This window comes from Mycobacterium ostraviense (assembly GCF_002705925.1).
GTDB lineage: Bacteria > Actinomycetota > Actinomycetes > Mycobacteriales > Mycobacteriaceae > Mycobacterium > Mycobacterium ostraviense.
Window position 1 is genome coordinate 5,478,734 of record NZ_NKRE01000001.1, and the last position, 25,398, is coordinate 5,504,131.

18 protein-coding genes and 4 pseudogenes are annotated in these 25,398 nt (G+C 64.5%); 21 read left to right on the forward strand and 1 reads right to left on the reverse strand.

What is annotated here, in order from left to right; translation table 11 throughout:
* Window positions 1-347 precede the first annotated feature (347 nt).
* From CDN38_RS25440 to CDN38_RS25485, 10 genes and pseudogenes are all read left to right on the forward strand, one after another.
* Window positions 348-482 (forward strand): annotated as a pseudogene (locus CDN38_RS25440) (DUF4189 domain-containing protein); the annotation flags it as partial.
* Window positions 470-715: pseudogene (locus CDN38_RS25445) on the forward strand (proton-conducting transporter transmembrane domain-containing protein); the annotation flags it as partial. The pseudogenes CDN38_RS25440 and CDN38_RS25445, both read left to right, overlap by 13 nt.
* A gap of 507 nt (window positions 716-1,222) precedes the next feature.
* Window positions 1,223-4,891 (forward strand): nitrate reductase subunit alpha, encoded by a 3,669-nt coding sequence (locus CDN38_RS25450; RefSeq protein ID WP_075513171.1) that lies wholly within the window; start codon window positions 1,223-1,225, stop codon window positions 4,889-4,891.
* A gap of 11 nt (window positions 4,892-4,902) precedes the next feature.
* Entirely contained in the window at window positions 4,903-6,492 is a 1,590-nt protein-coding gene (gene narH / locus CDN38_RS25455; RefSeq protein WP_075513177.1) for a nitrate reductase subunit beta, read from the forward strand.
* Window positions 6,489-7,160, forward strand: coding sequence for a nitrate reductase molybdenum cofactor assembly chaperone (gene narJ, locus CDN38_RS25460; protein WP_075513170.1), 672 nt, complete (start codon window positions 6,489-6,491; stop codon window positions 7,158-7,160). Before narH ends, narJ begins: the two co-directional genes overlap by 4 nt.
* A complete protein-coding gene (narI, locus tag CDN38_RS25465) occupies window positions 7,157-7,900 on the forward strand; it encodes a respiratory nitrate reductase subunit gamma (RefSeq protein ID WP_075513169.1) in 744 nt (247 codons plus the stop codon). Before narJ ends, narI begins: the two co-directional genes overlap by 4 nt.
* 112 nt (window positions 7,901-8,012) lie before the next feature.
* Window positions 8,013-9,449, forward strand: a complete 1,437-nt coding sequence (locus CDN38_RS25470) for a nitrate/nitrite transporter (protein ID WP_075513168.1) — start codon at window positions 8,013-8,015, stop codon at window positions 9,447-9,449.
* Window positions 9,449-11,977, forward strand: a complete 2,529-nt coding sequence (nirB, locus tag CDN38_RS25475) for a nitrite reductase large subunit NirB (RefSeq protein WP_075513176.1) — start codon at window positions 9,449-9,451, stop codon at window positions 11,975-11,977. The genes CDN38_RS25470 and nirB overlap by 1 nt, the downstream gene beginning before the upstream one ends.
* A 63-nt stretch (window positions 11,978-12,040) precedes the next feature.
* Complete coding sequence (gene nirD, locus CDN38_RS25480; protein WP_036411323.1) at window positions 12,041-12,412, forward strand: nitrite reductase small subunit NirD; 372 nt, start codon at window positions 12,041-12,043, stop codon at window positions 12,410-12,412.
* Window positions 12,384-13,541, forward strand: coding sequence for a uroporphyrinogen-III synthase (locus tag CDN38_RS25485; RefSeq protein ID WP_075513167.1), 1,158 nt, complete (start codon window positions 12,384-12,386; stop codon window positions 13,539-13,541). Before nirD ends, CDN38_RS25485 begins: the two co-directional genes overlap by 29 nt.
* Before the next feature lie 212 nt (window positions 13,542-13,753).
* Here the strand turns inward: CDN38_RS25485 and CDN38_RS25490 are convergent, their stop codons facing one another.
* Window positions 13,754-14,374 carry a TetR/AcrR family transcriptional regulator gene (locus tag CDN38_RS25490; protein WP_075513166.1) on the reverse strand — a complete coding sequence of 207 codons (621 nt, stop codon included), beginning with the start codon at window positions 14,372-14,374 and terminating at the stop codon, window positions 13,754-13,756.
* Between the two features lie 179 nt (window positions 14,375-14,553).
* Between CDN38_RS25490 and CDN38_RS25495 the strand changes: the two genes are divergently transcribed.
* The 11 genes and pseudogenes from CDN38_RS25495 to CDN38_RS25545 all read left to right on the forward strand — a co-directional run bounded on the left by CDN38_RS25495 (window position 14,554) and on the right by CDN38_RS25545 (window position 25,083).
* Window positions 14,554-15,135 (forward strand): class I SAM-dependent methyltransferase, encoded by a 582-nt coding sequence (locus tag CDN38_RS25495; RefSeq protein WP_233026760.1) that lies wholly within the window; start codon window positions 14,554-14,556, stop codon window positions 15,133-15,135.
* Between the two features lie 140 nt (window positions 15,136-15,275).
* A pseudogene (locus CDN38_RS25500) lies at window positions 15,276-15,541 on the forward strand (transposase); the annotation flags it as partial.
* A gap of 47 nt (window positions 15,542-15,588) precedes the next feature.
* Window positions 15,589-16,734, forward strand: a pseudogene (locus CDN38_RS25505) (IS3 family transposase); the annotation flags it as partial.
* A gap of 337 nt (window positions 16,735-17,071) precedes the next feature.
* Entirely contained in the window at window positions 17,072-17,416 is a 345-nt protein-coding gene (locus tag CDN38_RS25510; protein WP_075513164.1) for an NADH-quinone oxidoreductase subunit A, read from the forward strand.
* Entirely contained in the window at window positions 17,407-18,564 is a 1,158-nt protein-coding gene (locus CDN38_RS31320; RefSeq protein ID WP_075513163.1) for a hypothetical protein, read from the forward strand. The genes CDN38_RS25510 and CDN38_RS31320 overlap by 10 nt, the downstream gene beginning before the upstream one ends.
* Entirely contained in the window at window positions 18,557-19,492 is a 936-nt protein-coding gene (locus CDN38_RS25520; protein WP_075513162.1) for a complex I subunit 1 family protein, read from the forward strand. Before CDN38_RS31320 ends, CDN38_RS25520 begins: the two co-directional genes overlap by 8 nt.
* A 3-nt stretch (window positions 19,493-19,495) precedes the next feature.
* The gene (locus CDN38_RS25525) at window positions 19,496-20,056 is read left to right on the forward strand and encodes an NADH-quinone oxidoreductase subunit J (protein WP_075513161.1); all 561 of its coding nucleotides are present in this window, start codon (window positions 19,496-19,498) and stop codon (window positions 20,054-20,056) included.
* Window positions 20,053-20,355: an NADH-quinone oxidoreductase subunit NuoK gene (locus CDN38_RS25530; protein WP_075513160.1), complete on the forward strand. Its 303-nt coding sequence runs from the start codon at window positions 20,053-20,055 to the stop codon at window positions 20,353-20,355. The genes CDN38_RS25525 and CDN38_RS25530 overlap by 4 nt, the downstream gene beginning before the upstream one ends.
* An 11-nt stretch (window positions 20,356-20,366) precedes the next feature.
* Entirely contained in the window at window positions 20,367-22,196 is a 1,830-nt protein-coding gene (locus CDN38_RS25535) for a proton-conducting transporter transmembrane domain-containing protein (protein ID WP_204903250.1), read from the forward strand.
* Between the two features lie 2 nt (window positions 22,197-22,198).
* Entirely contained in the window at window positions 22,199-23,686 is a 1,488-nt protein-coding gene (locus tag CDN38_RS25540) for a complex I subunit 4 family protein (protein WP_075513173.1), read from the forward strand.
* A gap of 5 nt (window positions 23,687-23,691) precedes the next feature.
* Complete coding sequence (locus CDN38_RS25545; RefSeq protein ID WP_075513159.1) at window positions 23,692-25,083, forward strand: NADH-quinone oxidoreductase subunit N; 1,392 nt, start codon at window positions 23,692-23,694, stop codon at window positions 25,081-25,083.
* Window positions 25,084-25,398: the final 315 nt, after the last annotated feature.

Consider the following 25,398-nt stretch of genomic DNA (forward strand, 5'->3'; position numbering starts at 1 on the left):
ACAAGCAGTCCAGGTCCGCGTCGAGCGCGTTGAAGACCTCGACGATCGCCTCACGACTGCCCGAACCCATGCCTGACATGTTACGAAGGACCACCGACATTTAGGTTTGGTGAGTGCCCGCGGACGGCCGAACCACTGACTGGAACACCCCTTGGTGATTCCTGGATTTTGAGTGGTCGTCCGCGGGCACGGTCTCAAGGACCGGCTGGTGTATCTGTTCGGGAACTTGAAGCCGCTTGATGGCGGACTTCTGCTTCGGGAATGTCTGGGCTATGCCGTTCGGGTCTTGGACCGAGTCCCCCTCGTATCAGCGGAAAGGATGTTCGTGGAACTGACCTTAAATTAATTTCAAGCAATGTGGCGCGGTCGCCTACAACGGCTCCAATTTCCAAGGGGGAGCTGGTATCACGCGCCGCGCGGCAGAAGAGGACGCCATGAACCGCCTCGGTGGCGGGTGGATCGTGAACTGGGCCGGCAACTAGCCGGTGGGCTGGTCCTGGGGGCCATCCTGGTTGGTCTGGCGGTCAAGGCGACGACGGTTCCGTTCCACACTTGGCTTTCCCCGGCGCATACCGACGCGCCGCCCACTGGCTCGGCGGTGCTGGCCGGGGTGCTGCTGACGATGAGCACCTATGGTTTCGTGCGAATCGCGATGCCGATGCTGCCACTGGCCTGGCGCGCCTGGGCGCGGGTGATCATCGTCGTCGGCATACTGTGCTGCTCGCGCGCCAGCGCGGGCCAATAGTTTTTAAGGCTTTGCCGTGGATTGCCCGGTCGCGACCACAGATACGGTAGTCATCGGCCGCAGCGTGCCCGGCTTCCAGTCCCGGGCCATCACTCTGCGCTTCGGGAGGTAGGTCGGAGCGGTTGACTACGCGAAGCGGATGCACTCGCACGGCCGCCCGGCCGTATCGGGTCGTAAGGGTTTCGCGTGCATATCCGGACGCGTAAAAAATTGTTTCTGGCATGAAAAATACTCAATTCGGCGCTGTGACGCTCAGGCGGTTCGTTGTCGTCGCGGATCACGACTCGTGCCGTCCAGCAGCGCTTTTCATCAGCCATCAGCAACACAACGGCACGCCTGACACACCGGAATGTGACCGGAGTGTTAAAGCAACCGCACGAACGCACCCGCGTGCCGGTGCGTTCTTTTGACCAGCTCGAAATGTCCTTTACCCTCAATGAATGACGGGGAGATAGGCGTTGTACGAGAGGAGGCGCCATGGTCGATCTGAACCAGAATCGCCAGACGGCCGCGGATGCCTTGCTCGGACTTGGCAAATATTTTCATCGCGGGGAAATCTCCGCGGATTACCGTGCCCTGCACAAGATCGGTGGCCGCTCAGCCGACGATTTCTACCGCGATCGCTGGGCGCACGACAAGGTGGTCCGCTCCACGCACGGCGTCAACTGCACCGGATCGTGTTCGTGGAAGATCTATGTCAAGGACGGAGTCATCACCTGGGAGTCCCAGCAGACCGACTACCCGTCGGTCGGCGCCGACAAGCCGGAGTACGAGCCGCGTGGTTGCCCGCGCGGCGCCTCGTTCTCCTGGTACACGTATTCGCCCGCGAGGGTGCGTTATCCGTATGTGCGTGGCGTCTTGCTGGAGTATTACCGGGAGGCCAAACAGCGACTGAACGACCCAGTGCTGGCTTGGGCCGACGTCGTCGATGATCCGGTGAAGTCCCGCCGCTACAAGGCGGCACGCGGCAAGGGCGGCTTCGTTCGGGCCGAGTGGTGGGAGGCAGCCGAGATCGCGGCCGCGGCGCACGTGCACACCATCAAACGCTACGGCCCCGATCGGGTCGCCGGCTTTTCGCCGATACCGGCGATGTCAATGGTCAGCCATGCCGTTGGGGCCCGGTTCATTTCGCTGCTGGGCGGGTCGATGCTGTCGTTCTACGACTGGTATGCCGATCTTCCGGTGGCCTCGCCGCAGGTGTTCGGTGACCAGACTGATGTGCCCGAGTCGGCCGACTGGTTCGACGCAGGATACCTGATCATGTGGGGCTCCAACGTTCCCGTCACCCGGACACCCGATGCGCACTACATGACCGAAGCGCGCTATCGCGGCCAAAAGGTGATCGTGGTCTCGCCCGACTACGCGGACAATACGAAGTTCGCCGACGAATGGCTGCCGGCACGCCCGGGTACCGACGCCGCGCTGGCGATGTCCATGGGGCACGTCATCCTCAAGGAGTTCTTCATCGACCGGACGACCCCGTATTTCACCGACTATGTGAAGCGGTTCACGGATCTGCCGTTTCTGGTCACACTGACCCGGCGCGGTGATGACTGGCTGCCCGGAAAGTTCCTCACCGCAGCCGATCTCGGCGACACCGGCGAAGGCGCCTCCTCCAAGACGGTGCTGCTCGACGCCCAGGGCAACCCGGTAGTGCCGAACGGCTCGCTGGGATACCGGTTCACGGCTTCCGGCGAGGGTCACTGGAACCTCGATCTGAGTGGTGTGGACCCGTTGCTGACGCTACACGGCGCCGACAGCGACATGACGGCGGTCAAACTGCCGCGGTTCGACGGCGACCGGCCCGGCATCCTGACGCGCGGGGTGCCGACGAGAATCATTGCTGGCCAACGAGTCACAACCGTCTTCGATCTGCTGCTCGCGCAATACGGCGTGCACCGCGACGGCCTGCCCGGAGATTGGCCGACGGGCTACGGCGATGCGACACAGCCGTACACGCCGGCGTGGCAAGAGCCGATCACCGGCGTGCCCGCGCAGGCGGTGGAACGGATCGCGCGCGAATTCGCCGACAACGCGGAACGTTCGCGCGGCCGGTCGATGATTCTGATGGGCGCGGGAACCAACCACTGGTTTCACTCCGACCAGATCTACCGCTCATTTCTGACGTTGGTGATGCTCACCGGCTGCCAAGGGGTCAACGGCGGCGGCTGGGCGCATTACGTCGGCCAGGAGAAGTGCCGACCGGTAACGGGTTGGTCGACGCTGGCTTTCGCGTTGGATTGGCAGCGGCCGCCGCGGCAGATGCAGGGCACCGTGTTCTGGTATCTGTCGACCGACCAGTGGCGCTACGACCGGTTCACGTCGGAAACGATGGCCTCCCCGCTGGCCGGAGGTAGGTTTGCCGGCCGAACGGCAGCCGACAACATCGCGCTGGCGAGCCGGCTGGGCTGGATGCCGAGCTATCCCACGTTCAACCGAAATCCGCTGGATCTGGCCGATGAGGCGGCCCGGCTGGGCAAGGATGCGTCGGCGCACATCGTCGATGGGCTCAAGTCCGGCTATCTGCAGTTCGCCTGCGAGGATCCGGATGCGCCGGAGAACTTCCCGCGCTGCCTGACCGTGTGGCGGTCCAATTTGCTCGGCTCGTCGGCCAAGGGTAACGAATACTTCCTCAAACACCTGCTGGGCACCGATTCCAACGTCGCCGCGCGCGACGAGGATGCGGTGCGCCCGCAGGAGGTGCGCTGGCGTGACGAGGCGCCGGCCGGAAAGCTGGACCTGTTGTTGTCGTTGGATTTCCGGAATACCAGCACCACTTTGTTTTCCGACATCGTCTTGCCCGCCGCCACCTGGTATGAGAAGCACGATCTGTCCAGCACCGACATGCACCCGTTTGTCCACGCGTTCTCGCCCGCGATTTCACCGCCGTGGGAGACCAAGACCGACTTCGAGGCGTTCCACCGGATCGCACGCGGGTTCTCCTGGCTCGCCGAGAAGCACCTCGGGAAGCGCAACGACATCGTCGCGGTGCCGCTGCAGCATGACAGCGCCGACGCGACCGCACAGCCCGGCGGGCGAGTGCTGGACTGGAAAGCTGGCGAATGCGAACCGGTTCCGGGTCAGACGATGCCGCGCTTGGTTGTGGTCGAACGTGACTACTCGGCGGTTGCCGAGAAGATGGCGGCGTTGGGGCCGATGGTCGAAGCGGTCGGCCTCACCACCAAGGGGGTGACGACGCATCCCGATGCGGAGGTCGAACATCTGCGAGGCGTCAACGGTGCGGCGTCTTCCGGGGTCGCCGCGGGACGGCCGTCGCTGGCCAAGGACATTCACGCCGCCGAGGCGATTCTGGCGTTGTCCGGAACGACGAACGGGCGCCTGGCCGTGGAGGGCTTCGAGGCGCTGCAGCGGCGCACCGGCATCGAGCTGGCCGACCTTGCCAAGGAGAACGAAGGACGACGAATCAGCTTCGCCGACACGCAGTCTCGGCCAGTGCCCGTCAACACATCGCCGGAGTGGTCCGGTACGGAGACTGGGGGCCGCCGGTATTCACCGTTCACCATCAACACCGAACGGCTCAAGCCATGGCACACGCTGACTGGTCGCCAGCACTTCTACCTCGATCACGACTGGATGAGCGAACTGGGGGAGCAGTTGCCGATCTTCCGTCCCCCGCTGGACATGACGGCGCTGTTCGACGAACCCGTTGTGGGTAACAGGGCCGGCAACTCCGTCACGGTGCGTTACCTGACCCCGCACTCCAAGTGGTCCATCCACTCCGCATACCAGGACAACCTGTACATGCTCACGCTTTCCCGTGGGGGGCAAGCGATTTGGATGTCGGATGTGGACGCGGCAAAGATCGGCGTCAAGGACAACGACTGGATCGAATGCACCAACCGCAACGGTGTGGTGAACGCGCGCGCGATCGTGAGCCACCGCATGCCCGAGGGCCTGGTGTTCATGTACCATGCGCAGGACAAGGCGGTGGACGTGCCGCGTACCGAAAAGACCGGTAAGCGCGGCGGTATCCACAACGCGCTGACCCGGATCATGATCAAGCCGTCGCACCTGATCGGGGGCTACGCCCAACAGTCGTTCGCGCTGAACTACCACGGCCCCACTGGAAACCAGCGCGACGAGGTCACCACGATCAGGCGGCGCTCGCAAGAAGTGGAGTACTGACCATGAGAGTCATGGCTCAACTCGCGATGGTGATGAACCTCGACAAGTGTATTGGCTGCCACACTTGCAGCGTCACCTGCAAGCAAGCCTGGACCAACCGTGGCGGTATGGAATACGCGTGGTTCAACAACGTGGAAACTCGTCCCGGACAAGGGTATCCGCGCGGCTACCAGGACCAGGAAAAGTGGAAGGGCGGCTGGACGCTCAACAAGCGCGGCAAGTTGACGCTCAAGTCGGGGTCGAAGCTGCGCAGGCTGCTCAACATCTTCGCCAACCCGGATCTACCCACGGTGTCGGATTACTACGACCCGTGGACCTATGACTACGAGAACCTGCTGTCGGCACCGGCCATGGACACCACACCGGTGGCTCGCCCCAAGTCGCTGATCACCGGCCAGGACACCAAGGTGACCTGGGGTGCGAACTGGGATGACGACCTTGGCGGCGGGCCCGAGCAGGTTGGTCGGGATCCCTTGCTGGCCAAGGTGGCAGAAATTTCAGCCAAGGTCCGCCTTGAGTTCGAGCAGACGTTCATGTTCTACCTGCCCCGTATCTGCGAGCACTGCCTCAACCCCTCGTGCGCCGCGTCGTGCCCGTCGGGCGCGATCTACAAGCGCAGCGAGGATGGCATCGTGTTGGTCGATCAGGACCGGTGTCGCGGTTGGCGGCAGTGCGTCACCAGCTGCCCGTACAAGAAGATCTACTTCAACCACAAAACCGGCAAGGCCGAGAAGTGCACGTTCTGCTACCCCCGCGTCGAGGTCGGCATTCCGACCGTGTGCTCGGAGACCTGCGTCGGCCGGCTGCGCTACCTCGGGGTGCTGCTCTACGACGCCGATGCGGTTGCGGCGGCGGCGTCGGTGCAAGACGAGAAGGACCTGTATCCGGCGCAGCTCGGGGTCTTCCTCAATCCGCACGATCCGCGGGTGGTCGCGGAGGCCGAGCGCGCCGGGATCTCCAGCGAATGGATCGAGGCGGCCCAGAATTCGCCGGTGTACCGGCTCATCGTCGACTATCAGCTGGCGCTGCCCCTGCACCCGGAGTACCGCACCATGCCCATGGTCTGGTACATCCCGCCGCTGTCCCCGGTCGTCGACATCCTGGCCAACACCGGACACGACGGCGAGAACAAGAACAACTTGTTCGGCGCGATCGACGCCCTTCGCGTCCCGATCGAATATCTGGCCGAGCTGTTCACCGCCGGCGAAGTTGGCCCGGTTCGCCTTTCGCTGCAGCGGCTTGCGGCGATGCGCTCGTACATGCGCGCGGCGAACCTGGGCGAGGAGTTCGACGAGACGATCCCGGAGTCGGTCCGGCTGAGTGGTGAAGAGATCGAGTCGATGTACCGGTTGCTGGCGATTGCCAAGTATGCCGACCGCTACGTGATCCCTAGCGGCGCAGGGTCAGACGCACACCGCCTCGACGCGCTGGCCACCGGATGCAGCCTCGACAATGACGGCGGCCCGGGGATGACGGCGTTCGATGCCATGGCCGACAAGTTCCATCTCACCAACGGCAATGGCAACGGCGGCAAGCCTCGAACGGTCAACCTGCTCAACTGGGACGGCAAGAGCACCGATGGGCTGGTGCCGACAAAATGAAGATGCCGACGCTGACTCGGCGCCTGGAACGCAGCGCTGCGCTGTCGGACCGTGATGTGCGGCTGCTGTGGCGCATCGCTGCGTTGCTGCTGGATTACCCCAGCCGGCAGATCCTCGCGATGTCCGATCAACTGGCTGCTGCCGCAATCGAATTGCCCGATGTGGTGGGCGGGCCAATACTGGACTTCCTGCGTGGGTTCAGCTCCGCTGATCCGATGCAGTTCGCCGCGCGGTATGTCGAAACGTTCGATATGCGTCGGCGGGCGAGCCTACACTTGACCTACTACGCCTACGGCGATACCCGCAAGCGCGGCATGGCGCTGCTGCGGTTCAAGCACGCCTATCGCCAGGCCGGGATGCAGCCGGCCGACGGTGAACTTCCCGATTATCTGCCACTTGTGCTCGAGTTCGCTGCGACGGTCGACCCGCTGCGGGGTGAACGGCTGCTGGCCGAGCATGTGCCCGTTCTGGAGTTGCTGCGACTGTCGTTGCAGGACAGCGATTCCGGCTACGCGGACATCCTGGCTGCAATCCTAGCGACGCTGCCGCCGATCAGCACAGCCGACCGGCGCCGCATCGCTGAGCTGGCCGCCGATGGGCCGCCGGACGAGGACGTCGGCCTTGAACCGTTCGTAATGGATCCGCTGACGGTGGAAGGCCGCCGATGACCGCCCTGCTCTGGATGACTGCGCCGTATGTCGCGTTCACATCATTTGTGCTGGGCCATATCTGGCGCTACCGCAGCGATCAGTTCGGCTGGACCACACGCTCTTCGCAGATCTACGAGCGCCGGCTGCTGCGGCTGGGCAGCCCGCTGTTCCACTTCGGCCTGCTCGGTGTGTTCGGCGGTCACGTCGTTGGCCTGATGATCCCCGAATCCTGGACATCGGCGGTCGGGGTTCCCGAATGGGTGTATCACCTGATGGCCGTGACAATGGGCTCGCTGGCCGGGTTCGCGGTCGTGGCGGGACTCGGAATTTTGCTGTACCGGCGTATTACGGTCCTCGAAGTGCGTCAAGCAACGAGCCGCAGCGACAAGTTGATGTACCTACTGCTGGTGGGCGCGCTGGTGACGGGGATGCTCAACACGCTGACCAACGTGTTCGCCAGCTACAACTATCGCGAGACGGTGTCCCCGTGGTTCCGCAGCCTGTTTTCGGTGCACCCGGCGGCAGAGCTGATGGCGGAAGCGCCGTGGACGTTTCAGGTGCATGCGCTGATCGTTCTTGCACTGCTTGGTGTTTGGCCTTACACACGGCTGGTGCATATGTTCAGTGCACCGATCGGATACCTGATGCGTCCAGACCTCGTCTACCGCAGCCGCGACCCGCAGAAGGCATCCGGCAACCGCTATGCAAAAGCCTGGGTTGCGCCCGAAGCGCCGCCCGCGCGTAGCCGATGGGTGTGAGACGGCTGCCTATCGAAACTCACCGTCTTCGGCGGCCGTCCTGTGAGCAGGTTGTAGCACGCAGGTCATTGCAGGAAGCGTTGCCGCAATAACACTTTCCTACGCTGGTGACATGCCATTACAGGTGCGCCAACACACCATTGACGACTGGGACGCCGAAGACGTCGACGCCTGGAACCACGGCGGCGCGAGGATCGCGCGCCGCAACCTGATCTGGTCCATCTTCGCCGAACACGTCGGATTCTCCGTCTGGTCCATCTGGTCCGTGATGGTCTTGTTCATGCCGCAGAATGTCTACCACATCGATGCCGCCGGAAAGTTCTTCCTTGTCGCGATGCCGACACTGGTGGGATCGGTTCTGCGGCTGCCCTACACATTCGCGACCGCGACGTTCGGCGGCCGCAACTGGACAGTGTTCTCCGCGCTGGTGTTGTTGATCCCAACGACGTTGACGCTATATTTCATGGCTCATCCCGGCACGTCCTACACGACATTCATGGTCGTTGCGGCGATCGCCGGTCTTGGCGGGGGGAACTTCGCATCATCGATGACCAACATCAACGCGTTCTATCCGCAGCGGCTCAAGGGTTGGGCGCTGGGTCTGAACGCCGGTGGCGGCAACGTGGGCGTCGCGCTGATCCAGATCGTTGGGCTGTTGGTGATCGCCACGGTCGGTAATCGTTCCCCGCATTTGGTCTGTGCGGTGTATCTGGTGCTCCTGTCGATCGCTGCGGTGGGCGCCGCGCTGTTCATGGACAACTTGACCAACCAGCGCACCAACGGCCGCTCGATGATCGACGTGATGAGATACCGCGATTCGTGGCTGATCGCGGTCCTCTATATCGGGACGTTCGGCTCGTTCATCGGCTTTTCGTTCGCATTCGGCCAGGTACTGCAAATCACGTTCTTGGCCAACGCGACTCATGGTGGCAGCGCGACCCCGGCGATGACGGGCCAGGCGGCGCTGCACGCCGCGCAGATCGCGTTCATCGGGCCACTGCTGGGCTCGATCGCGCGGCCACCCGGCGGCTGGCTGTCCGACCGCATCGGTGGCAGCAGGGTCACGCTGTACACCTTCGCCGCGATGATCGCCGCGGCTGGCTGGCTCGTGGTGTTCGGCGAGATGGCTGATGCCATGCAGCGGGGGCTATCGGGCGGCATTCTGACCGCCAACGTGGTGGGGTTCGTCGCGCTGTTCGTCCTGTCGGGAATCGGCAACGGCTCGGTGTACAAGATGATCCCGTCGATCTTCGACGCCAAGGCGCAGAGCATGGACGGTTTCAGCCAGGCCGAGAAGGTGGACTGGTCGCGTCGGATGTCCGGTGCGCTGATCGGGATTGCCGGGGCTATCGGGGCGCTCGGCGGCGTCGGTATCAATGTTGTGCTGCGGGCGTCGTACCTGTCGTCCTCGAAGTCGGCGACGACGGCGTTCTGGGTCTTCCTGGGCTTCTACGTGTTATGCGCGGCGATCACCTGGTTCGCTTACGTACGCACGCCCAGCACGGCGGCCGCCCCGAAGACCGCGGTCCAGGCGGTGGCACCGGCGTGATGCCCGCGCCGAAGTCGGTTGTTGTTGTGGGCCATGGGATGGTGGGCCACCGATTCGTTGAGGCGCTACGCGATCGCGACCGCGACGGCAGGTGGAATGTCACCGTGCTATGCGAGGAACAGACGCCTGCCTACGATCGGGTCGCGTTGTCATCCTATGTCGGCAACTGGGATCGCAGTGCACTCGCGCTGGCCGGAAACGACTACGCGGGTGATGGTTTGGTGCGGTTGCGGGTGGGTGAGTGGGTCACCGCTATCGACCGCGACGCTCGCGCCGTCACCACTTCCGCGGGGGCGAAGATCGGATACGACGCGCTGGTGCTGGCTACGGGCTCGTACCCGTTCGTCCCGCCGATCCCGGGCCATGATCTGGATCGTTGTTTCGTCTACCGCACGCTCGATGACCTAGACGCGATCCGCGCGGCGGTCGGGGCTGCCGCACCCGGGGCCGCCGGCGTCGTGGTCGGCGGGGGGCTGTTGGGACTTGAGGCCGCAAATGCGTTGCGGCTATTGGAGTTGAGCCCTCATGTCGTCGAACTCGCGCCGCGGCTGATGCCGCTTCAAGTCGATGAGGGCGGCGGCGCGGTGCTGCGCAACCTCGTCTCCGCGTTGGGTTTGACCGTGCACACCGGGGTGTCCACGGTTGCGATCGAAGCGATCGAAAATCATGGCAGCGGGCTGCGAGTCACGTTGTCCGACGGCGAGACCGTCGACGCCGCGGTGCTGGTGTTCTCCGCCGGTGTACGACCACGTGACGAACTGGCCCGCAGCTGCGGTCTGGAGATCGCCGAACGCGGTGGGGTGCTTACCGACATCACCTGCCGGACAAGCGATCCAGCTATCTACGCAGTCGGCGAGGTGGCGGCCATCGAGGGACGCTGCTACGGGCTCGTCGCGCCCGGCAATGCCACCGCCGAGGTGGTCGCAGACCGACTGCTCGGCGGCAACGCCGAGTTCCCCGGCGCCGACTTGTCGACCAAACTCAAGTTGCTCGGTGTCGATGTGGCCAGCTTCGGCGATGCACATGCCAGCAGCGAGGGAGCCCTCGAGGTCGTGCTGAACGACGCCGTCAAGGGCACCTACGCCAAACTCGTTGTCTCCGACGATGCCTCGACGTTACTGGGCGGAATTCTGGTCGGCGACGCGACTGCCTACGGGACGCTGCGTCCCCTGGTCGGCCGCCCGTTGCCGGCCGACCCGGCGTCGCTGATCGCGCCAGCCGCCGCCGAGATGGGCATCCGCGCCTTGCCCGACGACGCGCAGATCTGCTCGTGCAACGGTGTCAGCAAGGGCACCATCCACGCGGCGATTGTCGACGGCGCGTGCGACGTGCCCGCGATCAAGGGTGCGACCAAGGCCGGAACATCCTGCGGCAGTTGTGTTCCGATGCTCAAGAGGCTGTTGACGGCCCAGGGCGTCGAGCAATCCAAGGCGCTGTGTGAACACTTCGCCCAGTCACGGGCTGAACTGTTCGAAATCGTCCAAGCCACCGGCATGCGCACATTTTCCGGCCTGATAGCCAAGCACGGCACCGGAACCGGTTGCGACATCTGCAAACCGGCCGTCGCATCGATTCTTGCGTCCACGTCGTCCGATCACATCCTCGACGGCGAATCCGCGGCGCTGCAGGACACCAACGACCACTTCCTGGCCAACCTGCAGCGCAATGGCACCTACTCTGTGGTGCCGCGACTGCCTGGTGGCGAAATCACCCCGGAGAAGCTGATCGCCATCGCCGAGGTCGCCCGCGACTTCGGGCTCTACACCAAGATCACCGGAGGACAGCGTATCGACATGTTCGGCGCGCGTGTCGAACAGCTACCGGCGATCTGGCAGCGGCTGGTCGGCGCCGGGATGGAATCCGGGCACGCCTACGGCAAGGCGGTGCGTACCGTGAAGAGCTGCGTCGGGTCGACGTGGTGCCGCTACGGCGTGCAGGACTCGGTGGGCATGGCGGTCGAGTTGGAGCTGCGCTACCGCGGGCTGCGCTCGCCGCACAAGATCAAGATGGGTGTCTCGGGTTGTCAGCGGGAATGCGCGGAGGCGCGCAGCAAGGATGTCGGAGTCATCGCCACCGAGAAGGGATGGAATCTCTACGTCGGCGGCAACGGTGGTGCCACCCCCAAACATGCTGAGCTGCTTGCCGGCGACCTCGACGACGAGACCCTGGTGCGCTACATCGACCGCTACCTGATGTTCTACATCCGCACAGCCGACCGGTTGCAGCGCACCGCGGTCTGGCAGGAAACCATCGACGGTGGCATCGACCACATCCGCGCGGTGGTCTGCGAGGACTCGCTGGGCATCGCCGAGGACCTGGAGGCGGCGATGGCGCGGCACGTCGCCGGCTACTCCGACGAGTGGGCGGGTGTGCTGGCCGACCAGACGAAACTTGCGCGGTTCGTGTCGTTCGTCAACGCTCCCGACCAGCCAGACCCGACCGTGGTATTCGACGACAGCGGGCCGCGGAAGGTGCCGGTGCTACTGGGCACACCACGGATCGGTGACACACCGAAAGCCGGCATTTAATGGGCGCTTAATGACCAGGAAACATGCCCAACATGCAATTAATACCGACGGGAGGAGCAAGCGATGACCGTACTCATTGAACGGCCGCGCGTCATCGGAGCGGATGCCCGCGTCTGGACAAAGGCGTGCCCGCTGGACTCGTTGCTGGCCGGACGTGGGGTTGCCGTGCTGCTGCCCGGCGCTGAGCAGGTAGCGTTGTTTTTGCTGTCAGACGGGACACTGGCCGCGGTCAGCAACCTCGATCCGTTTGCCGGGGCGGCAGTGATGTCGCGCGGCATCATCGGCGACCGTCACGGCGAACCCACCGTCGCGTCGCCGCTGCTGAAACAGGTGTTCTCCGTTAACGATGGACGCTGCCTCGATGACGAATCTCGCTCGCTGAGGGTCTACGACGTGCGGGTGACCGATGGAATCGTTGAAATCGCCCGGAAGTGAACCCCCAAGTCAGCCACTGACAGGATTCACCATCGGGGTGACGGCGGCGCGCCGGTCTGACGAGCTCATCACGCTGTTGCAACGCCGTGGGGCTGCCGTCGTGCACGCCCCGGCCATTCGGATCATCCCGCTCGTCGACGACATCCAATTGCGTTGTGTCACAACGTTACTGGTGCAGAACCCGCCAGATGTGGTCTTGGTGACCACCGGCATCGGCTTCCGCGCCTGGATCGAGGCCGCACACGGTTGGGGGGTCGCCGACGACGTGATCGCCGCGCTCGCGTCGACACGCATCCTCACCCGGGGACCCAAGGCGCGCGGCGCTGTTCGCCAGGCCGGGCTGTGCGAGCAGTGGAGTCCGCAATCCGAAGCCTCCCGCGAGGTGCTCGATCGGCTGCTGGAAGACGGCGCGGCGGGTTTGCGCATCGCGGTGCAGCTGCACGGCACGGCCTCGGAGTGGGAGCCCGACGTCGACATTTGCGATGCACTGACTTCGGCCGGCGCGGACGTCATCAAGGTGCCCGTGTATCGCTGGGAACCGCCCGAGGACAGCCGGCCGATGGATCAGCTGATCGCGATGATTGTCCACGGCGAAGTCGACGCGGTCAGCTTCACCAGCGCGCCGGCGGTGGCGTCAATGCTGCAGCGCGCCAAGGCGCTCGGTTGTGTCGCGGAACTCGTCACGTCGCTGCGTGATGATGTTGCGGCGGTCTGCGTGGGTCCCGTCACGGCGGCGCCACTGCGCCGCCTGGGCGTGCCGGCAGTGCACCCCGATCGCTACCGGCTGGGCGCACTGGCGCGATTGATCGGTGACGAAGTTCCGCGTCACGCACGCCATTTCATTGCCGGAGGACATCACATCAGCGTGCGCAGCGCCACGGTGTCCGTCGACGGCGACGTCCGGACCGTGCCGCCGTCCGCCATGGCAGTGTTGCGGCGGCTGATGGCCTGCCCCGGGAACGTGGTATCGCGCGGGGAACTGCTGGCACTGCTGCCAGGAGGCGGGGCAGACACACACGCCGTCGAGACCGCAATGACCAGATTGCGTTCGGCGCTGGGCGCGCCGTCCGCGATCCAGACCGTCGTCAAGCGCGGATACCGGCTGGCGATCGACCCCGCCAAATCCTGATCCTCGCAATCCACACACCGGCAGCACCGCCAGAGATAGCGCAATGCATTCCGGCAAGCCGAGCAGACCGCCCGTGGCGGTCGACACCAGTGCCGTGACGATGGGATGGCCCGTGAGTGCATTGCAGCGTTGTCGACAAGCAGCTTGCCGGATAAGTGCCGTGTCTCTCAGCGGCGCTGACGCGGTAACCGACATACGAGGCAACCTCGGGATCAAAGCGCTTCCGATGGGCGGCCTTCCATGTTGAGCAATCCATGGAGAGCCAAGTCGATGACGCTGCGGCACGCAATTTCGGGTTCCCAATGGTGACTGCTGCGCAAGTGGATATAGCCCCAGCCGACCATGTTGAACAACACAGTGGCGGTGACGGTCTCCGGGATACGGCGCAAAGTTCCGTCAGCGGCGCCGTCGAGGAGCAGACGCTCGAACGGTTCGGCGAAGACATCGACGGTGAGCGCATTAGGGCCGGGCCGGTGGAAGACCTCGCCCTCGGCCGAGAACATCCCGGCCAGCAGGGGTAAATGTTGTTCCGCGGCCGCGCACATCGCTTCGAGGGCGGCCCGCAACCGTTCTGCGGCCGAACCCCGCCCGGTGAGCGCGGGCCAAATCGCTGTGCGGAAGGTCTGGGCAGCGCGGGCGGTCAAGGCAGCGACGAGTTGATCGCGCGTGACGCCGCTACGGTACATCGTCGCACGCGATATACCGGCCTCGACCGCGATACGTTCACGCGTGGTCTCCGTAAGGCCCCAGCGGGTGATGGCGGCGGCTGTGGCGTCGACAAGCCGCGGTTCGATGTGTTCGCTGTTGGCGGGTTGGTCTTGACTTTGAAACATACACGTATGATAGTTGAGACAGTTAAGTCTCAGATTTGAACATGTATTGTGTCATGGTGACGGTCGAGGAGCCAGGCCGCAGCAGTCCCTGGATCCGCTCAGCGCGGTCCCTGACCGGCGGGGGTTGGCCCCCGACCCTGCTCGCCGAACAGCAAAGGAGCCAAGGCGGTATGCCTACCATGTCCAGAATCGAATCCGCATTCTGCCGGAGCACTCCCTGGCGGGCCTTTACCCGTCGAACCGTACTGCCCTGGGCCTTGCAGGGACTCACCCCCGCGGGCAATGTCCTTGAGATCGGAGCCGGCAGCGGAGCGATGGCCGCAGAAATCCTGTCCGCCTATCCGGATATCAGGATGACAGTGACCGACTTCGACGAGACCATGGTCGCGGCGGCGAGACGGCGGCTCGCGCCATTCGGTTCACGCGCCACCGCTTTGCAGGCAGACGCCAATGCATTGCCGTTCGGCGACAACACCTTTGACACTGTGCTGACGTTTATCATGCTCCACCACACTGTTACCTGGGAACAGACCTTGGCCGAAGCGGTGCGTGTTCTTCGCCCAGGCGGGGGCCTTATTGGCTACGATCTGCTGTCCCTGCGACCCACCCGCATACTGCATCGCCTGGAAGGCGCACCCCACCGACTCATCGGCCATGGCGAGCTCGGGCCGACGCTGCACAAACTTCCGCTCAATGATGTTCACCTGCGCCACAACCCCTTGCTTGTCCGCTTCAACGGCACCAAATCGTCACAACAGTGAGCAGACGCTCGAACGCCCGAGCCTGAAATCCGTAGGGTGTGCTGAATTTCGTGGCGGACTGGTTGGGACAGAAGCCGCCGGACGGGGTGTTTTCCGAGTTGGTCGTGGATTTCGAGGCGCTGACGTTTCAGGATTGGCCGGTGACTCGGATGGGTGTTATTTCTGATGAGTTCTGGGCGGTCGTTGAGCCGTTGATGCCCTCGCATGGCGGCAAGCGCGGCAGACGGTTTGGTGATCACTGGTTGATCCTGGAAGGAATCGCGTGCCGGTTCCGTACCGGGAGCCCGTGGCGGGACCTGCCTGCTGAGTTCGGACCGTGGAAAACGGTGTGGAAACGGTCTGGAAACGCCATCATCGCTGGTCACTGGATGGCACCCACGATGAGATGTTCGCCCAGGTGGCAGCGGCTGAATTGCCCTGGGAAATGTCGAGCTTCAGACCTTGGAAACGAGGATGCAGTTATGCCGAAGGAACAGGGATCCTGGAAAGCCGACGTCGCGTCGGTATAGCCCGGAGGAGAAGGCCGGTGCGGTGCGGATGGTGCGTGCAATGCGTGCCGAGGTGGGCTCCGGGCGCGGGACGGCGCACCGGGTTGCCGGCGAACTTGGGTATGGCGTCGAATCGGTGCGGGCCTGGGTGCGTTAGGCCGACATCGATGACGGGTACGCCCCGGGAGTGTCGACTTCCGAAGCGTAACGGATCAAGGAGCTCGAACATGAGAACCGAGATCTTTAAGCGCGCCAACGAAATACCGAAGAGGGCCGGTAGTTTCTTCGGGGCGGAGCCCGACCACCAACACAAGAAATAGTGGCATTCATCGACGCGCGCCAACCGCGACCAATTCGGGGTCGAGCCCATCTGCACCGTCCTGCGCAGCGCAGGAGTGTCGGTGACCCCGAGCACCTACTACGCGGTCAAGACCCGAGCCCCTCGGCCCGGGCCCGCAGTGACGCGGTCATGACAGCTGTGCTTACGCAGCTATGGCAAGAAAACTACCGGGTCTACGGTGCTCACAAGCGGCGGAAAGCGGCACGGCGCGCCGGGCCACGATATCGGCCGCGACCAGGTCGCTCGACTGATGCGGGCCGCCGGGATCGCCGAACCGCCACGGCAAACGGGTGCGCACCACCAAACTCGATCCCGGAGCGCCACGCCATCCTGACCTGGTAGGCCGCGACTTCACCGCCACTGCACCCAACCAGCTGTGGGTGACCGATCTGACGTTCGTGCCCAGCTGGGCCGGCGTGGCGTACGTGTGCTTTCTCATCGGTGCCTTCAGCCGGATGATCGTGGGCCGGCGGGTCGCTTCGCACATGCGCACCAGCATGGTCCTCGACGGTATCGAGAGGCCCGGTGGTGGTCGAGAGGAAAGATGCTGGCGGGTTGCGGTCACTCCGATGCCGGGTCTCGATTCACCTCCATTCGATACGATGAACGGCTCGCCGAGATCGGCGCGGTGCCCTCTATCGGCACCGTCGGTCAAAGCTTCGACAACGCCCTCGCGGAAACGGTCAACGGCTACTGCAAGTCCGAACTCATCGACGGTCCGGCTCCCAGACCAGCCCGTGGAAAACCATCGCCGACGTCGAGCTCGCTACGAAACGGACCTACCAACCCCAGGTCGAAATCCAATAACCCGAGTCTCCACCAGAACCAGGGCGGTTCACGCCCCCGAGTCGATGCATACCTGTGCAAGCACGAATATTGCTCTGAAACCAGGATCGTTGGCAACGACCGGCTACCGAAGGACGACACCCACATGCCAGTTGCTAGGCGATCAGGGTGCGTCCGGTCATGGCTGGTGACCGAGGCATTGTCGAGTTTCGCGGCCAACCCGACGGGTATGTGGTGTTAAGTAGGCGTAGCGGGCGGCCACGCGACAGGCCGTTGGAGGCAGGGTTTTGCTGTGTTAAGCCTGATGTGAGAGGAGCTCGCGATGTATGCCGGTGTGGCATCGATGTTGCTGGTCGCCCTGGCCGGCATTTCAGCGATCCATCTCGTGCATCGGTTCACCGCGGTAGCTCCAGACGCGCTGGTGTCGTTGCCGTTTCAGTCGGGTTGGCCGCCGCAGGAGCATGCGTTGTCGCGATACCACGCACGCTGGTATCTGGCGACGCTCGTCTTCTTGGCGTTCGACGTGGAAATGCTTTTCATGTACCCGTGGGCGGTGGTCGTGGCGCAGATGGGCGCTAGTGCGGTCACCGAAATGTTTCTTTTCTTGGGCGCGCTGTTGATTGTCGTCGTGTGGGCGTGGCGAGAAGGCGCGCTGCGATGGGCATAGGTGATGTGCTGGCCAGATGCGCGGCCGGGCGCACGCATGTCTTGTTGGCGGAGGCGCCGGGAGACTGGACGTTGCGAGCACTGGTCGAGCGCCGGATGCTCAGTCTGGGATGGTGCCCAGCGCTCTCACCGGCCGATGCCGACGTTTTGGCGGTCTGCGGCATCGGAGGAGGTCCCGAATTCGCCGGAAACGTTGATCTGATTTGGGATCAGATGCCCGGACCCCGGGCCCGTATCGAGGTCGGTGATGCGGAGGCGGTGGATTCGGCGCTGAATCGTGCGGCCACAGAGCTACTCGATACCAGGCGCCAGCGACGCGACGCAGCGCAGCGATCCCGGTCTGTAGACCGGTGGCTTGGTGATGGCTCCGCTGCTGCGGAATCGCCTGGGGGTCACCATCACTCAACCGGCCACGACATGGGCCATGGCAGCCATCAGCACATGGACCACCCCGGGATGGACATGGCGCCGCGGGGGATTGCGCTTGCCGAGGGCGGCCAGGACCGCGATGGACTCGAGATGGATGTGCTGCACCTCAGTCTTGGTCCGGTTCTTGCGCATTGGCCGTCGGGTCTGGTGCTCAGATGCTCATTGCAGGGCGATGTGATCGCCGATGCCGAAGCTTGGGCCATTGATGCTGACCGCAGCGTATTCGTGCCGGCGGCAGAGCAACCCGCGCCGTTGGTGGCGGCGCGAGAATGCGACCACATCGTTGATCTGCTGGCATTGGCGGGGTGGCCCTCGGCGGCCGACCACGCCCGCCAGATCAGGGACCTGCTGTTGGATGAATCGGCGCCGGTGGACCATGCCCAGCTGAAACTGGAAAGATTGCTGCGTACGCTGCGCCGGTCCTGGTTGCTGCGGTGGTCACTGCGGGATCTGGCGCCGTTGAGCGTCGGTGACCTTGAGCGGTACCGGCTGCCGGCGGCGCTGGCGGGCGATAGTTACGATCGGCTTTTGGCGCGCGTCGATCACGCGCTGGCTGCGTTATCGAATGGGCTAGCGGCCAGCCCAATTCGTGCTGACTTCTCGGCGGTGAGCGGCGCTTTGCCGGGGTTTGTGTGTGGGCTGGAAGTAGCCACCGCCAGATTGGTCGTGGCCAGCTTGGGTATCGACATCACAGCAACGGGTCCGTGCAGCCATGGTTGAGGCGGTGACGGTGGTCCCCGGCATATGGGCGTTGGGCGCTGCCGTATTGCTGAGCTGTTTGGGGCTTTATGGGGCGACGGTCGACGCCCTGCTCAGCGTACGAGGTAGACGAGGCAGCGCCGGCGCGGTGACTACACCGCTGTCGGAGGTTGCCCGGCTGCTGCGGCAACGCCGTCGCGCCACAGTGGCGGCCGACGCGCTGCTATGGCGGATCGGTGGCACCGGATTGATCGTCGTCGCCTTGTTGAAGGTCACGGTTGTGCCGTTGGGGCATTGGACTTTGTTCGACCTCGACGTCGGTGTGGTCTGGTTTAACGCCATGGACGTGTCGGTGTGGGCGTTGGTGTGGTTGGCCGGGTGGGGACCGAATTCCGCGCATTCGCTGGTCGGCGGGTATCGTTTCCTGGCCCACGGTCTTGGCTACGAGCTGCCGCTGATGTTCGCGCTCGTCGCGCCGGCCGTCGCGGCGCACAGCCTGCGGGTGGGCACGGTGGTCGCAGCCCAGCATGGCTTGTGGTTCGCGGTGTGGATGCCGGTCGCTTTCGGCGTCTATTGCCTGGGTGTGGTCGCGTTTGCGGTGTGGGGCCCGTTCAGTCCGGCGCTTGGTGCCGATATCGCCGGGGGAGTGAGCGCCGAGCTCAGCGGCGTTGACCGTCTGGCCTTTCAGGCCGGGCGCTACCTGCTTCTCAGTGCCGGCGCTTCCTTCGCGGTGCCGTTGTTCCTCGGTGGTGGTGCCGGGCCGTTGCTGCCTGACTGGGCATGGGTGTTGGTTAAGACCGTGGCCGTGCTGACCGTGCTGGTGTGGCTGCATCGACGGGTGCCGGCGCTTCGCCCGGACAAGTTCATGGAGATCGGCTGGATGGCGCTGCTGCCGGCCGTCATGGTGCAAGACCTGGTCGTGGCTGTCGTGGCCGTTTGGAGGGGCTAACACGTGATCATCGACATCGTGTTCTGGGTCGTCGCGGTGATCGCCGTGCTGGCCGGGGCGGCTGTGTTCCGGGTCAATTCGATGGCCCGGGCCACTTACGCGCTTGCGGTGTCGTTTGTGGCCGTCGGAGTGGCCGTGCTGCTGATGCAGCAGAACTACGTGGGGGTGGTAACCATCTTGATGATGGTGATGGAGATGGCCATCATGGCCGTCTACATGGTCATGTTCATGGGCATGAACCCGGCGCTGATGCCGATGAGCATGGTGCACGACAAACGGTGGGCGCTGGTCGCGGCGGTGGGGACCTTTGTCGTGCTAGCAGCCGGGATAGTGCTGACCGACTGGCCGTCGCGCCGTGCACAGCCGGCCCCGGGCGTCACCGCGGCCCTCGGTGAGGCGCTGATGGGCCCGCAGATGCTGGTCATGGCCGTGATCAGCCCGGTGATGGTGGCCACCATTGTGTCGGCGACCGTCCTGGCAGCGCATCGAACGCGCTATGACCGCTTCGGCGATGACCTGAAACGCCGGCCCTTCGATCCGCAGCCAGGAGGTATCGGGCGGTGACTTTGCAGACTGTGCTGTTGATGGCGGCCGCGGTGTTCAGCGTGGGGCTATACGGTGCGCTGTCCCAGCAGGTGGTCGTGATGGTGATGATGGGCCTGGAGTTGATGATCAATGCGGTCATCCTCGCGGCCGCCGGATTTTGGTGGTTCGTTATGCCTGTACCGACCGGACAGGTGTTGCTGCTGGTGGTGATCGCCGCCATGACGGTGGAGATGGCAATGGGCTTCGCTGTCGCCACCCTCTTGCACCGCGAGCGTGGCACCGACATGACTGACATGGCAACGGATCTGTCCGGGTGAGTCCGGCGATGATGACTCCGGCACAGCTGTCGCTGTGGTTGTTGGTCGGCGTTCCTGCCGTGGCAGGTGCCGCGCTGCTGCTCAACTGGCGCGCAGGGCGGGCGGCCGCGGTGGTTTCGGTGCTGACGTCGGCGGTTGTGGTGGTGCTGTCAATCGTGGTGGCGGTTACCCGGCCGGCGGTGGGTGTGGCGTTCATGGCGGGCGTCGATTTTGCATTGCGTGCCGACGCACTGGCGGCGACGGTGGTCCCTGCCGTCGCCGCGGTGACGTTGCTGGTGTTGCTGTTCGCAATGGGGGATATCCGGGCCGCCCAGGGCCGGTTTCACGGTTTGATGCTGGTGTTCTCTGCTGCGGCGTTGGTGACGGCGACCGCCGCGACGCTGCCGACCTTGCTGCTGGCCTGGGAAGTGATGGGGGCAGCGTCGTATGCGCTGATCGGCTTCTGGTGGCTTGAGGAGTATCGGGTATCGGCCGGGCTGACCGCGTTCCTGACTACCCGCACCGCCGATCTGGGGCTCTACCTTGCCGCGGGCGCTGCGCTTGCCGGCGGCGCGGGACTGTCGCTGGCCGGCTTACCGGCCACCGGCGGGGGCTGGCGCCATGTGGTGGCTGCCGGGATGCTGGTTGCGGCGCTGGGTAAGGCGGCGCAACTGCCGTTTTCGTTCTGGCTTTCGCGGGCGATGGAAGGTCCGAGTCCGGTCAGCGCGCTGCTGCATTCGGCGGCGATGGTCGCTATGGGGGGATACCTGTTGCTACGGGTGCAGCCCCTGCTGGCGGTCACTGGGTGGGCGGCTACCGCAGCGGTATGGGCCGGCGCCGGGACCGCCGTGTTGCTTGGTGCCGTCGCGGTGGCCCAGCGCGATCTCAAACAGCTGCTCGCCGCCTCGACCGCGGCGCAACTGGGGTTCGTGGTGATGGCCGCGGGGCTGGGTACGGTCAGTGGTGGTGCGGCCCAGCTCGTCGCCCATGCCGCCACCAAGGCAGGTTTGTTCTTGGCGGCGGGGGCCTGGCTGTCGCTGCTGGGCACCAAACAACTCGATGACCTGTGGGGAGTAGCCCGGCGCTGGAAGGTGATCGGTTGGTGTGCCACGGTGGGAGCGTTGACGTTGGCAGGGGTCGCGCCGCTGTCGTTGTGGGCGACCAAGGACACCATTTTGGCTGCGGCGCTGCACCATTCGATCGGGCTTTACCTCGTCGGGTTGCTCGCATCGGTGCTCTCGGCGGCCTACGCGGGAAAGATTCTCGTCGTCATGTGGCGTTCGCGATCGACCAGCGGGAAGCCGCGAGACCGAAAGCGTCTTAACGCTTTTCAGCTGATTCCGCTCGTTTTCTTGGCCATGAGCGCCTCAGTATTGGGTGTGCTGGCATTGCCCCCGGTGGGCACGATTCTGAGCCGTGCCGTCAACGACCCGACACTCACCCGCGCGACGGTTGCCGAGCTTGTGGGGTCAGCCGTGCTGGCGATCGCCATTGTCGTGGCGGTGGCGCGCTGGTGGGCGCCGCAGCCGGGGTGGGCCAGTGCATGGCTCGGCTTGGAGCGCACTGCCCAGGTGCTCGTCGTCGCACCGACGATGAGCGTTGCCCGCGGACTGGCGCGCTTCGATGACCAGATCGTCGACCGGGCCGTGATGACAGCCGCCGGGAGCGTGTTGCGGATCGCTCAGCGCGTGGCCCGGATCGACGTTCGTGGGATCGATGGTGCCGTGGAAGCCGTGGCCACGACGATGCGGCGCCTGGGTGAGCTGGCGCGCAGACCGCAAACCGGCCTGCTGCACCGGTATTACCTCGCCGGGGTCGTGATATTCGTGGCTGCGGTAATGCTGTTGGCCGCGATGAGGTGAATGTGCTTACTTTGATCGTCTTTCTGCCGCTCGCCGCGGCACTGCTAGTGCTGGTGCCGCGCCTGGGCGAGATGTTCGCCAAGTGGCTGTGGGTGGCCGTCACCGCAACGGATTTGGCGTTGATCGGGGTGGTGTGGGTGCGATACCGGGCGCGCGCGGAAAACGCACTGGCGTTCGAGGAGCGTACGCGGTGGATACCGGGGGTCAACAGTAGTTACCACATTGGGGTCGACGGCCTGTCGCTGCCTTTGGTGGCGATGACCGCGGTGATTTTTGTCGCGTGCGCGCTCTATGGGCTGCGCGGCCGTGACCGGCCACGGCAGCAGGTGGCGTTGTTTTTGTTCCTTCAGACGGTAAGCCAGGGTCTGTTCGTTTCCGCCGACCTGATCTTGTTCTTCGTTTTCTTCGATTTGTCCATCGTGGCAATGTATTTCGTAATCATCGGATGGGGCCATGGCGATGCCGGGCGTTCGGCGATGAAGTTCTTCCTCTACACGTTCCTGGGTTCGTTGGCGCTGCTGGCCGGCTTCATCGGCCTTTACGTCGCCGCCAGGCCGCACACCTTCGATATGGTAGAAATCGCCTCTACCGCACCGCTTTCCGGCAGGCCACTGGCCGGCGGGCTGGTGTTGGCGGCGGTTTTGCTGGGCTTAGCAGTCAAGACCCCGACCGTGCCGTTTCATACTTGGCTGCCGCCCGCGCACACCGACGCCCCGGCGATCGGTTCGGCGGTGCTGGCCGGGGTGCTGCTGAAGATGGGCACCTACGGATTTGTGCGCATCGCGATGCCCATGCTGCCCCAGGCATGGCGCGCCTGGGCGTGGGTGATCATTGCGGTCGGCGTGGTATCGGTGCTTTATGGCGCGCTGGTTGCGTTGGCGCAGAACAACCTCAAACGCATGATCGCCTACACCTCGGTCAACCACATGGGCTATATCGTGGTGGCGGTTGGCGCCGCCGGGCTGATCGGCGGTAGCTCTGCTGCTGCCCGAAGTGTGGCGGTCACCGGTGCTGTCACGCAGATGGTCAGCCATGGGTTGATCACCGCCGCGTTGTTTCTGGTTGCCGGGGTGTTCTACGACCGGGCCGGCAGCTACGACCTGGATGGCTACGGTGGGCTCGCCAGCCCGGCGCCCAAGCTGGCCGTGCTTTTCGCCGTGGGGGCATTTGCTTCGCTTGGCCTGCCCGCCTTTTCGGGGTTCATTGCCGAGTTTCAGATTCTTGCCGGCAGCATCGCCACCGCTCCGGTCACCGCGATCATGCTGCCGGGCATCCTGATTACCGCTGCCTTGTTCCTGCGCGCACTGCAGCGCATCTTCACCGGCACGACTCGTGGCCGCTCACGGCGCTTTTCCGATGTGCACCTTCACGAATTGCTTTCAGCGGCAATGTTACTGGTGCTGTCGGTGGCGATCGGAGTCTTTCCGCGACCGCTGCTCGACATCATTGAACCGGCCGCCGGCGCACTTGTGTCGTTCGTGGGGAGATAGCCAAAATGCGGCCACTGGTGATGGTGCCCGAGCTGCTGCTGTTCGGCGGGGGGCTCGCGGTGTTGAGCATCGGTTCTTTCGTGCCGCGCCAGCGGCAGTGGTGGACCGGGGGCCTAGCCGCTGCGGTGCTGGTCGCAGCCATCGCTGCCGCGGCCGTCGAAGCAGTCGGCCCACGTCGGACCGCCTTCGAGGGCACCTTCTGCGTCGACACCCCCACCGGTGTGGCCCGGATACTGGCGGCCGCGGGCGCGCTGTTCACCATGGCTGTGGCCGTCGGCGAAATCCGCAGCTCGGCCCGGGAAAGCGAAACCTATGCGCTAGTGCTGTTTTCCACCGCCGGAGTGCTGGTTATGGCGGGTGCGACAGACTTGCTCGTCCTGGCCACCGGCTACCTGCTCACCAGCATCCCGCTTTACGGACTGATCGGTTTGCCCCGCACCGCCACCGCGGCCGAGGCGGCGATGAAGGCCTACCTGATGGGTGCGTTATTCGGAATTGTCTTGTTGCTGGGCATATCTGTGCTCTACGGAGTAACCGGCGCCACCGGCTACGACGAATTGGCCGGGCGGCTCGGGGCCGCGCCGGCGGCGGTTGTTGCGGCAGGGATCGTCGCTGTCCTGGCCGGCCTGATGTTCGAAGCCGGCAGCGTGCCGGCCCACTTCTGGGTTCCCGATTCCGCCGAAGGCGCCAACGGAACCGCGGCGATGTTTTTGACCACCGTGCCCAAGATCGGAGCCCTGATCGCGGTCTATCGCCTCGCGACGGTATTTCCCACCACGGTGCACTGGCCGCTGCTCGTCGCGCTGTTCGCGGTGACGAGTATGACGCTGGGCAACCTGGCCGCCTACTGGCAGCACGATCCGAGGCGGCTACTGGGCTGGTCGACGGTCAGCCAAGTCGGTTTTTTGCTCGTTCCCATCACGGTGATCGGCCGCAGCGACCTAGCGGTCCCATCGCTGCTGTTCTACCTTGGCGGATACACCCTCACCAACAGCGCTGCCTTCGCAGTGACCACCGCGCTGCCAGGTAAGCGCGAGTTATCCAGCTATCGCGGCCTGGCACGAGCGCGGCCTTGGCTGGCCGCGGCTCTTATCGTCGCGCTGCTGGGCCTGGTGGGTACCCCGCCCACGGCGGTATTCGTCGGAAAGCTCACCACCGCCACCGCGGCGTGGGACGGTGGCCAAGCCTGGCTTGCCGTGGCCGTGTTCGCCAATAGCCTCATCAGCCTGTTTTATTACTTGCGCTGGATCATCCCGTCGATCCAGCAGCGCGCCGAAGACTCAGCCGGCCAAACATTTTCGCCCAACCGATGGTCCGCCGTGACTGCGGTGATGACCGCCGCGCTGAGCGTGCTGGTGGGCATCTTTGCCGGCGCGATCTGGCCGCTGCTCGCATAAACCGATCTTGGCGCAGGAACGGATGTCCGCTGCGGCCACGGCGCCCCATGGTGCTGCTGCCGGACGCGTCGCCGGCATAGGTCGAGTGGGTGGCGCTCCGCTCGACGACGTGGAAGGTTCCCATCACGGTGGTGGCCTCGGGTAATTGATCGGTCGCGACGGGTCTGGTATCCGCTGAATCCGTGCGTGGTCAATACCTCGACCCGGCCTGCTAATCCGTAGTTCCCCCTGGTTTGGTGACGGGTTGGGGTGTGACCTGCAGTTTTGCGGTCTGGCTGTGGGGTGTACTGCCTACGTGTAGCCGAAGCGGTGGGA